The sequence below is a fragment of the Streptomyces sp. NPDC059080 genome (genome assembly GCF_042739975.1).
GTDB lineage: Bacteria > Actinomycetota > Actinomycetes > Streptomycetales > Streptomycetaceae > Streptomyces > Streptomyces benahoarensis.
In genome coordinates, this window is sequence record NZ_JBHYGX010000043.1 from 1 (window position 1) to 12,015 (window position 12,015).

10 protein-coding genes and 1 pseudogene are annotated in these 12,015 nt (G+C 70.9%); 7 read left to right on the plus strand and 4 right to left on the minus strand.

What is annotated here, in order from left to right; translation table 11 throughout:
* Positions 1–103: 103 nt before the first annotated feature.
* The gene (locus ACFWWQ_RS25130) at positions 104–1,633 is read right to left on the minus strand and encodes a peptide MFS transporter (protein ID WP_384600275.1); all 1,530 of its coding nucleotides are present in this window, start codon (positions 1,631–1,633) and stop codon (positions 104–106) included.
* A 472-nt stretch (positions 1,634–2,105) separates the two neighbouring features.
* Here ACFWWQ_RS25130 and ACFWWQ_RS25135 point away from each other — a divergent pair, with 472 nt between their 5' ends.
* Both ACFWWQ_RS25135 and ACFWWQ_RS25140 read left to right on the plus strand, forming a co-directional pair.
* On the plus strand, positions 2,106–2,786 hold the full coding sequence (locus ACFWWQ_RS25135) for a response regulator transcription factor (protein ID WP_030282226.1): 681 nt from the start codon (positions 2,106–2,108) through the stop codon (positions 2,784–2,786).
* A 77-nt stretch (positions 2,787–2,863) separates the two neighbouring features.
* Complete coding sequence (locus ACFWWQ_RS25140; RefSeq protein ID WP_384600279.1) at positions 2,864–4,111, plus strand: ATP-binding protein; 1,248 nt, start codon at positions 2,864–2,866, stop codon at positions 4,109–4,111.
* A 15-nt stretch (positions 4,112–4,126) separates the two neighbouring features.
* Here ACFWWQ_RS25140 and ACFWWQ_RS25145 read toward each other — a convergent pair whose 3' ends face one another.
* A complete protein-coding gene (locus ACFWWQ_RS25145; protein ID WP_384600283.1) occupies positions 4,127–4,639 on the minus strand; it encodes a GtrA family protein in 513 nt (170 codons plus the stop codon).
* Positions 4,640–4,895: 256 nt separating this feature from the next.
* On the opposite strand from ACFWWQ_RS25145, the gene ACFWWQ_RS25150 reads away from it, so the two are divergent.
* The 3 genes from ACFWWQ_RS25150 to ACFWWQ_RS25160 are packed head-to-tail and all read left to right on the plus strand — an operon-like array spanning position 4,896 to position 7,749.
* Positions 4,896–6,026, plus strand: coding sequence for a 5-(carboxyamino)imidazole ribonucleotide synthase (locus tag ACFWWQ_RS25150; protein ID WP_384600389.1), 1,131 nt, complete (start codon positions 4,896–4,898; stop codon positions 6,024–6,026).
* A complete protein-coding gene (purE, locus tag ACFWWQ_RS25155; protein WP_384600285.1) occupies positions 6,023–6,556 on the plus strand; it encodes a 5-(carboxyamino)imidazole ribonucleotide mutase in 534 nt (177 codons plus the stop codon). The genes ACFWWQ_RS25150 and purE overlap by 4 nt, the downstream gene beginning before the upstream one ends.
* On the plus strand, positions 6,556–7,749 hold the full coding sequence (locus tag ACFWWQ_RS25160) for a dipeptidase (protein ID WP_384600288.1): 1,194 nt from the start codon (positions 6,556–6,558) through the stop codon (positions 7,747–7,749). The genes purE and ACFWWQ_RS25160 overlap by 1 nt, the downstream gene beginning before the upstream one ends.
* A gap of 26 nt (positions 7,750–7,775) precedes the next feature.
* Here the strand turns inward: ACFWWQ_RS25160 and ACFWWQ_RS25165 are convergent.
* Positions 7,776–8,105: pseudogene (locus ACFWWQ_RS25165) on the minus strand (VOC family protein); the annotation flags it as partial.
* 74 nt (positions 8,106–8,179) lie between these two features.
* Between ACFWWQ_RS25165 and ACFWWQ_RS25170 the strand changes: the two are divergent.
* Positions 8,180–8,743, plus strand: a complete 564-nt coding sequence (locus tag ACFWWQ_RS25170; protein ID WP_384600291.1) for a CGNR zinc finger domain-containing protein — start codon at positions 8,180–8,182, stop codon at positions 8,741–8,743.
* A 90-nt stretch (positions 8,744–8,833) separates the two neighbouring features.
* Here ACFWWQ_RS25170 and ACFWWQ_RS25175 read toward each other — a convergent pair whose 3' ends face one another.
* Complete coding sequence (locus tag ACFWWQ_RS25175; RefSeq protein ID WP_384600293.1) at positions 8,834–10,174, minus strand: UDP-glucose dehydrogenase family protein; 1,341 nt, start codon at positions 10,172–10,174, stop codon at positions 8,834–8,836.
* A gap of 247 nt (positions 10,175–10,421) precedes the next feature.
* Between ACFWWQ_RS25175 and ACFWWQ_RS25180 the strand changes: the two genes are divergently transcribed.
* Positions 10,422–11,594 (plus strand): acyl-CoA dehydrogenase family protein, encoded by a 1,173-nt coding sequence (locus tag ACFWWQ_RS25180; protein ID WP_384600296.1) that lies wholly within the window; start codon positions 10,422–10,424, stop codon positions 11,592–11,594.
* Positions 11,595–12,015: the final 421 nt, after the last annotated feature.

Sequence of the window (12,015 nt, forward strand, 5' to 3'; positions counted from 1 at the left end):
GGGGGCCCGCCCCCCCCACGCCCGTGGGCCCGCCAAGCGCACGCACGCGGGCCCGGCACACCGACCGGGGGTGGCGGGGCCCTCGGGGCGTTTGGGGGACGCGTCAGCGCACGTCGCCCATCAGCCCCGTGATCTTCTTGCGGTTCAGCCAGATCGCGAGGCCCGCCAGGACCGCCAGCGTGGCCTCCGCGGCGAGGACGCTCACACCGCTCAGGTCGGCACCGGCCGTGGAGAGCAGGCTGACGATGCAGTCGCCCGCGGTGACGGCGAGGAACCAGACACCCAGCATCTGGCTGGCGTACTTCTCCGGCGCCAGCTTGGTGGTGACCGACAGGCCGACGGGGGAGAGGCACAGCTCGCCCATGGTCTGGATCATGTAGACCATGAGCAGCCACATCGGGCTGACCTTCGTGCCGTCCGACGACATCCCCATCGGGACGATGAAGACGAAGTACGAGATGCCGATCATCACCATCGCTATGGCGAACTTGATCGTGGTGCTCGGCTCCTTGAGGCGCTTGGCCAGCGCCAGCCACATCCAGGCGAAGACCGGGGCCAGCGCCATCACCCACAGCGGGTTGACGGACTGGAACCACGTCGACGGGAAGTGCATGCCGAAGACGGTGTCGGCGGTGTTCTTCTCGGCGAAGCCGCTCAGCGTGGAACCGGCCTGGTCGAAGATCATCCAGAAGACGGCGGCGGCGACGAAGAACCAGATGTAGCCGCTGACCTTCGTCTGCTCCGCGGACGTCAGATCCTTGTCGCGCTTGATCCGGGCCAGCACGGAGACCGGGATGATCAGGCCGAGCAGCGCGATCGGGATCAGCGCCCAGTTCAGGGTGAAGGTGCCGGTGCCGATGACGATGCCGTAGAAGACCGCGGCGACGACCAGCCAGAGCAGGCCCTTGCGCAGCCAGGAGTTGCGCTCCTCGACCGACAGCGGCGTCGGGACGGTGCTGCTCAGCGGCGCGAGGTGGCGGGTGCCGATGATGAACTGGAGCAGACCCAGGCCCATGCCGACCGCGGCGCTGGCGAAGCCGAGGTGCCAGTTGACGCTCTGGCCGATGGTGCCGACGACCAACGGGGCGGCGAAGCCACCGACGTTGATGCCGATGTAGAAGATCGTGAAGCCACCGTCACGGCGCGGGTCCTGCGGACCGTCGTAGAGGTGGCCGACCATCGTCGAGATGTTGGCCTTCAGCAGACCGGAACCGAGCGCGACCAACGCCATGCCGACGAAGAACATCGCCGTGCCGGGCACCGCCAGCGTGAGGTGACCGAGCATCACGACGCAGCCGCCGATGATCACCGTCTTGCGCGGGCCCCAGACCCGGTCGGCGAACCAGCCGCCGGGCATCGCCAGCAGGTAGACCATCGCGAGGTAGACCGCGTAGATCGCCGACGCCGTGGCCATCGTCATGGCGAGACCGCCACCCTGGGCCCCGGGCTTGGCGTCCGTGCCGCCGGAGATCAGGTACAGCACGAGAAGTGCCCGCATGCCGTAGAAGCTGAAACGCTCCCACATCTCGGTCATGAAGAGAGTGGCCAGTCCGCGGGGGTGGCCGAAGAAGGTCTTACCGCCGGATGCAGGGTTCCCCTGCTCAGCGGCGTCCTTCGTCAGGCTGGACGCCATGGGTGCTTCCTTGGTCTGCTCGGGACGCGAGGGTCGAACGTCACGCCCGGTGGGGTTCGGTGACCGGCGCCGGCGTAGACCTGCCCGCAACCCCACGTCCGAGGGGGCCGACGCCACCCGGGGCGGAGTCGGCAGGACGGTCGTACACCGCCTTCCACGCCCCCCGTAGTTCTTGGCGCGGCGGACCCGGTCGACAGGTCAATCGCTGTGCACCGGGAGCGGTGTACCGCACCCCGTACACAACTGGGGACCGCGGACACCCGTGAGGTGCCGAGGCCCCGGCGGTTGTGCGATGAACGTCGGCCCACCATACGTCCCGTTCGACCGGCGTTGGGAGGGGTGAGACAACGCTCACATTCGTTGCATGGAACCATTCCTGCCGGTCGGGAAACCCTCTCGTCCCGTGTCGCATATGTCGTCCCGCTCGCCCCGCTCGCCCCCTGGCCACGGCGCATCGGACTACCATCGGGCCATGACCCGTGTACTGCTCGCCGAGGATGACGCGTCCATCTCGGAGCCGCTCGCCCGCGCACTGCGCCGCGAGGGTTACGAAGTCGAGGTGCGCGAGGACGGACCCACGGCGCTCGACGCCGGCCTCCAGGACCACATCGATCTGGTCGTGCTCGACCTGGGGCTGCCCGGCATGGACGGCCTGGAGGTCGCCCGCAGGCTGCGCAACGAAGGTCATTCCTTCCCCATCCTGGTGCTGACCGCCCGCGCCGACGAGGTGGACACCGTCGTCGGTCTGGACGCCGGTGCCGACGACTACGTCACCAAGCCCTTCCGCCTCGCCGAACTGCTGGCCCGCGTCCGCGCGCTGCTGCGCCGCGGCTCCACCGCCGAACCGCAGCAGCCGCCCGCCACCCACGGCGTCCGTATCGACGTCGAATCACACCGCGCGTGGATGGGCGACGAGGAACTGCAGCTCACCGCCAAGGAATTCGACCTGCTGCGGGTGCTGGTGCGCGACGCCGGGCGGGTCGTCACGCGCGACCAGCTGATGCGTGAGGTCTGGGACACCACCTGGTGGTCGTCGACGAAGACCCTCGACATGCACATCTCCTGGCTCCGCAAGAAGCTCGGCGACGACGCCGCCAACCCGCGCTACATCGCCACCGTCCGGGGCGTCGGCTTCCGCTTCGAGAAGAGCTGACGCACCCGGGGGGCCCGGCAGCGGCCCTGCCGGGCGGGAGCCGAGACAGACCACCGCAACCCCGCCCGGAGGGCACCGTGCGCCGCCGTCTGATCAACTCCACCCTCGCGGTGGTGCTCGTCGTGATCGCCGTCTTCGGCCTCTCGCTCGTCGTCGTCGAGACCCGCACCATCCAGGCGGGCGCGCAGGAGAGCGTGGCGTCCGAGGCGGTGCGGCTGGTCGGCATCGTCGAGAGCCGGATCGGCAGCGGCGAGAAGATCACCCGGGACGCCCTCTCCGAACAGATCACCGTCCACCGCTACGCCCGGATCAAGGTGCCCGGCAAGACACCGATCGAGATCGGCACCCGGCCGGCGGGCGATGTCATCCAGTCGCAGGTGACGGGCGACCGCGGTGAGCAGGTCACCGTCCAGGAGTCCCGCGCCGTCGTCAACGAGGAGATCGGCCGTACGCTGCTGGTCATCCTGGCGGTGGCGCTGCTGGCGATCGTCGCCGCGGTGATCCTCGCCATCCGCCAGGCTCGCCGGCTCACCGCCCCGCTCACCGATCTCGCCGAGACCGCCGAACGCCTCGGCTCCGGCGACCCCCGCCCCCGCCACCGCCGCTACGGCGTCCAGGAGCTGGACCGCGTCGCCGATGTGCTGGACGCCAGCGCCGAGCGGATCGCCCGGATGCTCACCGCCGAGCGCCGCCTCGCCGCCGACGCCTCCCACCAGCTGCGCACCCCGCTGACCGCGCTCTCCATGCGGCTGGAGGAGATCACGCTCACCGACGACCCGGACACCGTCAAGGAGGAGGCCACCATCGCGCTGACCCAGGTCGAGCGGCTGACGGACGTGGTCCAGCGGCTGCTCACCAACTCCCGTGACCCGCGCTCCGGCTCCGCCGTCGCCTTCGACCTCGACGAGATCGTCAAGCAGCAGGTCGAGGAGTGGCGGCCCGCCTACCGCAGCGCCGCCCGCTCCATCGTCCGCTCCGGCAAGAAGGGGCTGCGGGCCGTCGGCACCCCGGGCGCGGTGGCGCAGGTGCTCGCCACCCTCATCGAGAACTCGCTGATGCACGGCGACGGGACGGTCGCGCTGCGCACCCGGGTCACCGGTAACCAGGCGGTGGTGGAGGTCGCCGACGAGGGCCCCGGCGTCTCCGCCGACCTCGGCTCACGCGTCTTCGAGCGGACCGTCTCCGGCCGCAACTCCACGGGTCTGGGCCTCGCCGTCGCCCGCGATCTGGCGGAGGCGGACGGCGGGCGGCTCGAACTGCTCCAGCAGCGCCCGCCGGTCTTCGCCCTCTTCCTGGCCCGGGAGGCCGAGCCGCCCGAGGGCTGAGCGGGGCCGGTCCCGCTACGGGCGCGAGGCGCCCTGTGCCTGCGGCTCCGGCTCGGGTGCACGCGGCGCCCCGGCGTCCGGCGCCGGCCCGGCCCCTTCCGGCGTGCGGAAGACCCAGGTGCGGTACGACCAGAAGCGGAAGAGGGTGGCGACGCCGATGCCGAGGAACTTGAAGACGTTGTTCTGCAGCGGGGTGTCCCAGCCGAAGCCGTACGTCGCCGCGTAGAGCATGCCGTTCTCGATGATCAGCCCGGCCACGCTGAACAGCAGGAAGAGCGAGAGTTCGCGGGTGCGGCCCTGCTTGTCGCGGTCGCGGTAGGTGAAGTAGCGGTAGCCGAGGTAGTTGGTGCCGGTGGCCACGACCGTCGCGATGACGCTGGCCCGCACGACCGGCAGCTCCGTCAGGTGCCGTACGAGGTTGAAGACCGCGAAGTTCACGATCACCCCGGCGCCGCCCACGGCACCGAACTTGGCGGCCTCCCGCAGGAGCGTCTCCAGCCGCGACCGCAGCGCGCTCCGTTCACTCATGGTGATCGTTTTGCTCCCTGTCGGTGGCGGCCGGCCCGGCCGGTCGTCCCGGACCGCCCCTCATGCTAACCAGCGTTTCCCAGGGGCCGCCGCGCGCGGGCGCATGCAGCTGCGCCCTCCCACGGTGTGACGGAGGCTCACGCTCCGCACACCGGCCCCGCCGCGCCGCCCGCGCTCGGACGATCCTCCAATCCCGCCGTCGGGGTGGCACGCCCGTACGGATACGCTGGGGGGCGTGACGTTCCCGGTAGTCGGCATGGTCGGTGGCGGTCAGCTCGCCCGTATGACCCACGAGGCGGGCATCCCCCTCGGCATCAAGTTCAAGCTCCTCAGCGACACCCCGCAGGATTCGGCGGCCCAGGTGGTCAGCGACGTCGTCATCGGCGACTACCGCGACCTGGACACGCTGCGCTCCTTCGCCCGTGGCTGCGATGTGATCACCTTCGATCATGAGCACGTACCCACCGAGCACCTGAAGGCGCTGGAGGCGGACGGCATCCCCGTACGCCCCGGCCCCGACGCGCTCGTGCACGCCCAGGACAAGGGGGTGATGCGGGCGAGACTGGACGCGCTGGGCGTGCCCTGTCCGCGGCACCGCATCGTCTCCGATCCGGCGGATGTGGAGGCGTTCGCCAACGAGGGCGCCGGATTCCCTGTGATCCTCAAGACCGTCCGCGGTGGCTACGACGGCAAGGGCGTATGGGTCGTACGTTCCTCCAAGGAGGCGGCCGAGCCGTTCCGGGCCGGGGTGCCCGTCCTGGCGGAGGAGAAGGTCCCCTTCACCCGCGAACTGGCCGCCAACGTCGTCCGCTCGCCGCACGGCCAGGCCGTCGCCTACCCCGTCGTGGAGTCGATCCAGGTCAACGGCGTCTGTGACACGGTCATCGCCCCGGCGCCCGGCCTGAGCGCGGACCTCGCGGCGCACGCCCAGGAGATGGCGCTGCGGATCGCGGCGGAGCTGGGCGTCGTCGGGCACCTCGCGGTCGAGCTGTTCGAGGTCCCCGGCCCCGACGGCACGCCGCAGGTCCTCGTCAACGAGCTGGCGATGCGCCCGCACAACTCCGGCCACTGGAGCCAGGACGGCGCGATCACCTCGCAGTTCGCCAACCACGTCCGCGCCGTGCTGGACCTCCCGCTCGGCGACCCCCGCCCGCGCGCCCCGTGGACGGTGATGGCCAATGTGCTCGGCGGCGACTTCCCGGACATGTATTCCGCGTACCTCCATTGCCTGGCACGCGATCCGCAGCTGAAGATCCACATGTACGGAAAGGACGTGAAGCCCGGCCGGAAGGTCGGTCACGTCAACACCTACGGCGACGACCTTGCCGACGTGCGCGAGCGCGCCGCACACGCCGCCGGCTACCTGCGAGGAACGATCACCGAATGACCAGTAGCTCCCCTGTTGTCGGCATCGTCATGGGCTCCGACTCCGACTGGCCCGTCATGGAGGCCGCGGCCAAGGCGCTCGACGAGTTCGAGATCCCTTACGAGGTCGACGTCGTCTCCGCGCACCGCATGCCGCACGAGATGATCGCGTACGGAGAGGAGGCCGCCGGGCGCGGCCTCAAGGCGATCATCGCGGGCGCCGGGGGAGCCGCCCACCTCCCGGGCATGCTCGCCTCCGTCACCCCGCTGCCGGTGATCGGCGTACCGGTGCCGCTGAAGTACCTCGACGGCATGGACTCGCTGCTCTCCATCGTGCAGATGCCCGCCGGGGTGCCGGTCGCGACCGTCTCCGTCGGCGGCGCGCGCAACGCCGGGCTGCTCGCCGCGCGGATGCTCGCCGCGCACGACGAGGAGCTGCTCGGCCGGATGCGGGAGTTCCAGCAGGAGCTGAACGACCAGGCGACCGAGAAGGGCAAGCGGCTGCGGAACAAGGTCGCCTCTCCGGCCGGTTTCGGCTTCGGGGGCAAGTGATGACGGCCACCGCGGCGGACCCGCGCATCGCCGCCCTGCTCGCCGAGCACCCCGTCGTCGACGGCCACAACGACCTGCCCTGGGCGCTGCGCGCCCAGGTCGGCTATGACCTGGACCGCCGCGACATCGCCGGTGACCAGTCGGAGTTCCTGCACACCGACATTCCGCGGCTGCGGACCGGCGGCGTCGGCGCGCAGTTCTGGTCGGTCTACGTCCGCGCCGACTTCGCGGGCGACACGGCGGTCAGCGCCACCCTCGAACAGATCGACGTGGTGCGGCGGATGGCCGCGCGCTACCCCGAGGCGCTGCGGCTCGCCTTCACCGCCGACGACATGGAGGCGGCGCGCGCCGACGGCGTCATCGCCTCGCTGATGGGTGCCGAGGGCGGCCACTCCATCAACAACTCGCTGGCCACCCTGCGGGCCCTGCACCGGCTGGGCGTCCGCTATATGACGCTCACCCACAACGACAGCCTCGCCTGGGCGGACTCCGCGACGGACGAGCCCCGCGCGGGCGGTCTCAGCGCCTTCGGCGAGGAGGTCGTCCGGGAGATGAACCGCCTCGGCATGCTCGTCGACCTCTCGCACGTCGCGGCCACGACGATGCGGGACGCGCTGCGGGTCTCCACCGCACCGGTGATCTTCTCGCACTCCTCGTCCCGCGCGGTCTGCGACCATCCGCGGAACATCCCCGACGACGTCCTGGAGCGGCTGTCCGCCAACGGCGGCATCGCGATGGCCACCTTCGTGCCGAAGTTCGTGCACACCGACGTCGGCCCCTGGGTGCTGCGGGCCGACGAGAACATGCGGGCCCACGGCTTCCACCACCTCGACACCACCCCCGAGGCGATGGCGGTGCAGCGGGCGTTCCGGGCGGAGAACCCGATGCCGGAGGCGACCGCGGCGACCGTCGCCGACCACCTGGACCACATGCGGGAGGTCGCCGGGGTCGACCACATCGGGCTGGGCGGCGACTACGACGGCACCGCCTTCACCCCGTCCGACCTGGCGGATGTGGCGAGCTACCCGAACCTGCTCGGGGAGCTGCTGGACCGCAACTGGTCCACCGCCGACCTCGCCAAGCTGACCTGGCGCAACGCGGTCCGCACCCTCCGGGACGCCGAGGACGTGGCGCGCGCGGAGCAGGCCCGCCGCCCGGAGTCGATCGCCACGATCGAGCAGCTGGACGGCTGAGCGGCACCACCTCGCGCACCGGCGGGGTCCAGATAGACCCGCCAGCTCTGCCGGGCGTCGTCCTGCTGGACCAGCTTCGCGCCGAGCGCCAGCGCCTTCTCCTGGGCCGCCTCGGCGTCCGCGCGCCGTACGTCGAAGTCGAGGTGGCACTGCTGCGGCTGCTCCTGGCCCGGCCACTGCGGCGGCCGGTACCCCGCCGCCTCCTGGAACGCGAGCTTTCTGCCCTGCGGTCCGACGGCCTCGAACCAGCGCCCCTCGCCCGTCACCCGCCAGCCGAGCAGCTCGGCGTAGAAACCGGCGAGCGCCCGCGGATCGGGGCAGTCCAGTGCGACGACGCCGAGCTCGATCAGAGCCATGGCGTTACCTCCTCAAGCCGTTAACGGGTAACCGCGTTACTGCATGATGGCGGTTGGCCGGTAACGTGGCAAGGGTGGCGGACCGAACAGCGCCGGCGTCCCTCCTCCCGGTGCAGGGCCTGGTGAACACCCTCGACGTCGAGACCGGCGCGGACACGCTGACCGCGGACGGCGGACTCGACGCCTTCCTCGCCGCGCACGGCCTGCCCCCGCTCGCCCCGGAGGACGGCGGCCCGGCGGCCGTCCGTGCGCTGACCGAGCTGCGGGAGGCGCTGCGCGCCGTCTGCCTCGCACACACCGCGGGCGGCGGACCGGCGGCCGCCGACGCCCGGACCCTGGACCGGCTGCTGGCCCGCGCCCCGCTCGTCCTCGCCGTCGCCCCCGACGGCACCACCGCGCTCCGCCCGGCCGCCGGGCTGCGCGGCGCCGACCGCCTCACCGCGCTGCTGGCCGCCGGTATCGCCACGGCCGCCGCCGACGGCACCTGGACCCGCCTCAAGGCGTGCGAGGCCCACGACTGCCGGTGGGTGTTCTACGACCGGAGCCCGGCCGGACGCGGCCGCTGGTGCGCCATGGCGGTCTGCGGCAGCCGGGCGAAGATGCGCAGCTACCGGGCCCGCCGCGCGGAATCCGGCTGAGACGCACGACCGCCCGGCCGGAGCGCTGCGGCCCGGCCGGGCGGAACGAGGGACGCGGGCGTCACGCCCGCGGAACAGGGGAAGCGGGCGTCACGCCTGCGGACGCCCCAGTGCGCGGTAGGTCCACCCGGCCTTCCGCCACAGCTCCGGGTCGAGGGCGTTGCGGCCGTCCAGGATGCGGCGGGCGGTGACCGCCTCGCCCAGCACCGCCGGGTCCAGCTCCCGGAACTCCCGCCACTCCGTCAGATGCAGCACCGCGTCCGCACCCCGCACCGCCTCCAGCGCGCTGTCCGCGTACCCCAGCGTCGGGAACAGTCGCCGGGCGTTCGCCATGCCCTTCGGGTCGTAGACGGTGACCTGACCGCCCTGGAGATGGATCTGCCCCGCGACATTGAGGGCGGGGGAGTCACGGACGTCGTCGGAGTCCGGCTTGAAGGTGGCGCCGAGGACGGCGACCCGCTTGCCGAGGAAGGCGCCGCCGACCGCGTCCCGGGTCAGCTCGACCATGTGGCCGCGGCGCCGCATGTTGATCGAGTCGACCTCGCGCAGGAAGGTCAGCGCCTGGTCGGCGCCGAGCTCACCGGCGCGGGCCATGAACGCCCGGATGTCCTTGGGCAGGCAGCCGCCGCCGAAGCCGACCCCGGCGCGCAGGAACTTCTTGCCGATCCGCTCGTCGTGCCCGATCGCCTCGGCCAGCTTCACCACATCGCCGTCGGCCGCCTCGCACACCTCCGCCATGGCGTTGATGAACGAGATCTTCGTCGCCAGGAAGGAGTTGGCCGCGGTCTTCACCAGCTCGGCCGTCGGGTAGTCCATGACGACGAACGGTGAGCCCTCGGCGACCGGCTTCGCGTAGATCTCCCGCAGCAGCGCCTCGGCCCGCTCGCTCGCCACGCCGACGACGATCCGGTCCGGGTGCAGGGTGTCGTTGACGGCGAACCCCTCGCGCAGGAACTCCGGGTTCCACGCCAGCTCGGCCGCCTCGCCCGCCGGTGCCTGCGCGGCCAGCAGCCGCGCCAGCCGCGCCGCGCTGCCCACCGGCACCGTCGACTTGCCGACGACCAGCGCCGGGCGGTCCAGATGCGGCGCGAGCGAGGCGAAGGCGCTCTCCACGTACGACATGTCACAGGCGTACTCGCCGTGCTTCTGCGGGGTGTTCACGCAGACGAAGTGCACATCCCCGAACGCCCCGGCCTCCTCGTACGAGGTGGTGAAGCGCAGGCGGCCGGTGGAGCCCTCGATCCCGTCGATGTGGCGGCGCAGCAGCTCCTCCAGTCCCGGCTCGTACATCGGGACCTCGCCCCGTCGCAACATCTCGATCTTCTCGGGGACGACGTCAAGACCCAGTACCTCGAAGCCGAGTTCGGCCATGGCGGCGGCGTGGGTGGCGCCGAGGTAGCCGGTGCCGATCACGGTGATCTTGAGGGCCATGGATGCTCCAAACCAGGTTTCGGCGCGGCGCGCCGGTGTGCGGGGTACGGGGTCGATGACGGACGGGCGAAAAGGCGCTGACCGAGCATAGTCGGGCTCCTGCCGGGGAGGGGCGGCCACCGGCCACGACGGAACGGATGTCTGTCGGCAACCTCACGTATCCCGTCGGGCCCGGGGCGCCTAGAATCCGGAGCAGAACGGGTTACTTAACGGTAGTTAGCTGCAGCTCTCAGGGGAGTGAGAAACCTTGGCGGGAACCGCTGATTTCGATCTGTACCGGCCGTCGGAGGAGCACGACATGCTCCGGGAGTCGGTGCGTGCCCTCGCCGAGGCGAAGATCGCACCGTTCGCCGCCGCTGTGGACGAGGAGGCCCGCTTCCCCCAGGAGGCGCGCGACGCACTGACCGCCAACGACCTGCACGCCGTCCACGTGCCGGAGGCGTACGGCGGCGCCGGTGCCGACGCGCTCGCGACCGTCATCGTCATCGAGGAGGTCGCCCGGGTCTGCGCCTCGGCCTCGCTGATCCCGGCGGTCAACAAGCTCGGTTCGCTGCCGGTGATCCTCTCCGGCTCGGAGGAGCTGAAGGCGAAGTACCTCGGCCCGCTGGCCAAGGGCGACGCGATGTTCTCGTACTGCCTGAGCGAGCCGGACGCCGGTTCCGACGCGGCGGGCATGAAGACCAAGGCCGTGCGCGACGGCGACTTCTGGGTCCTCAACGGCGTGAAGCGCTGGATCACCAACGCCGGTGTCTCCGACTACTACACGGTCATGGCCGTCACCGACCCGGAGAAGCGCTCCAAGGGCATCTCCGCCTTCGTCGTCGAGAAGGGCGACGAGGGCGTGTCCTTCGGCGCCCCCGAGAAGAAGCTCGGCATCAAGGGCTCGCCGACCCGCGAGGTCTACCTCGACAACGTCCGCATCCCCGCCGACCGCATGATCGGCGCCGAGGGCACCGGCTTCGCCACCGCGATGAAGACCCTCGACCACACCCGCATCACCATCGCCGCGCAGGCGCTCGGCATCGCCCAGGGCGCGCTGGACTACGCCAAGGGCTACGTCCGCGAGCGCAAGCAGTTCGGCAAGCCGATCGGCGACTTCCAGGGCGTGCAGTTCATGCTCGCCGACATGGCGATGAAGGTCGAGGCCGCCCGCCAGCTGACCTACGCCGCCGCCGCCAAGTCCGAGCGCATCTCGGCCGGCGGCAAGGACGAGGACCTCACCTTCTTCGGCGCCGCCGCCAAGTGCTACGCCTCCGACGCCGCCATGGAGATCACCACCGACGCCGTCCAGCTCCTCGGCGGCTACGGCTACACCCGCGACTACCCGGTCGAGCGCATGATGCGCGACGCCAAGATCACCCAGATCTACGAGGGCACCAACCAGGTCCAGCGGATCGTGATGGCGCGGAACCTGCCGTAGGGCGGAATCCGATCGAAACCTGACGGCCCCCGGCATCGCTTGAGTTCTCGTGGTCATCGCAACGCCCCAGTTGGGGAGTGCGATGGACTTCGGGATCCGGGACCGTTCGGGGGCAGAGGTACGACGCGCCCAGGCTCTTCTTCGTCTCGGGCCTTGATGTGTCGCCGCTGGAGCGCGCTGTTCTTACCCGACTCCGTTTCGCCGTCCTCGGCTATCTGGAAGTCCACCCGAAGGACCTCGGCCTTGAAGTCGAAGCGGTCGGCCGCTCCCGTTCCTGCTCTGGCCGACAACCCGTTCCGCGCCCTGCTCTGACCGCTCGAATCACACAAGAATCGAGAACACAAAAAAGAAGAGGGAGTGAGAAAGTGATTTGGGGAAAAAAAGAAGGTGACAGCCCGAGAGGGAGATGGGGTGAGACCAA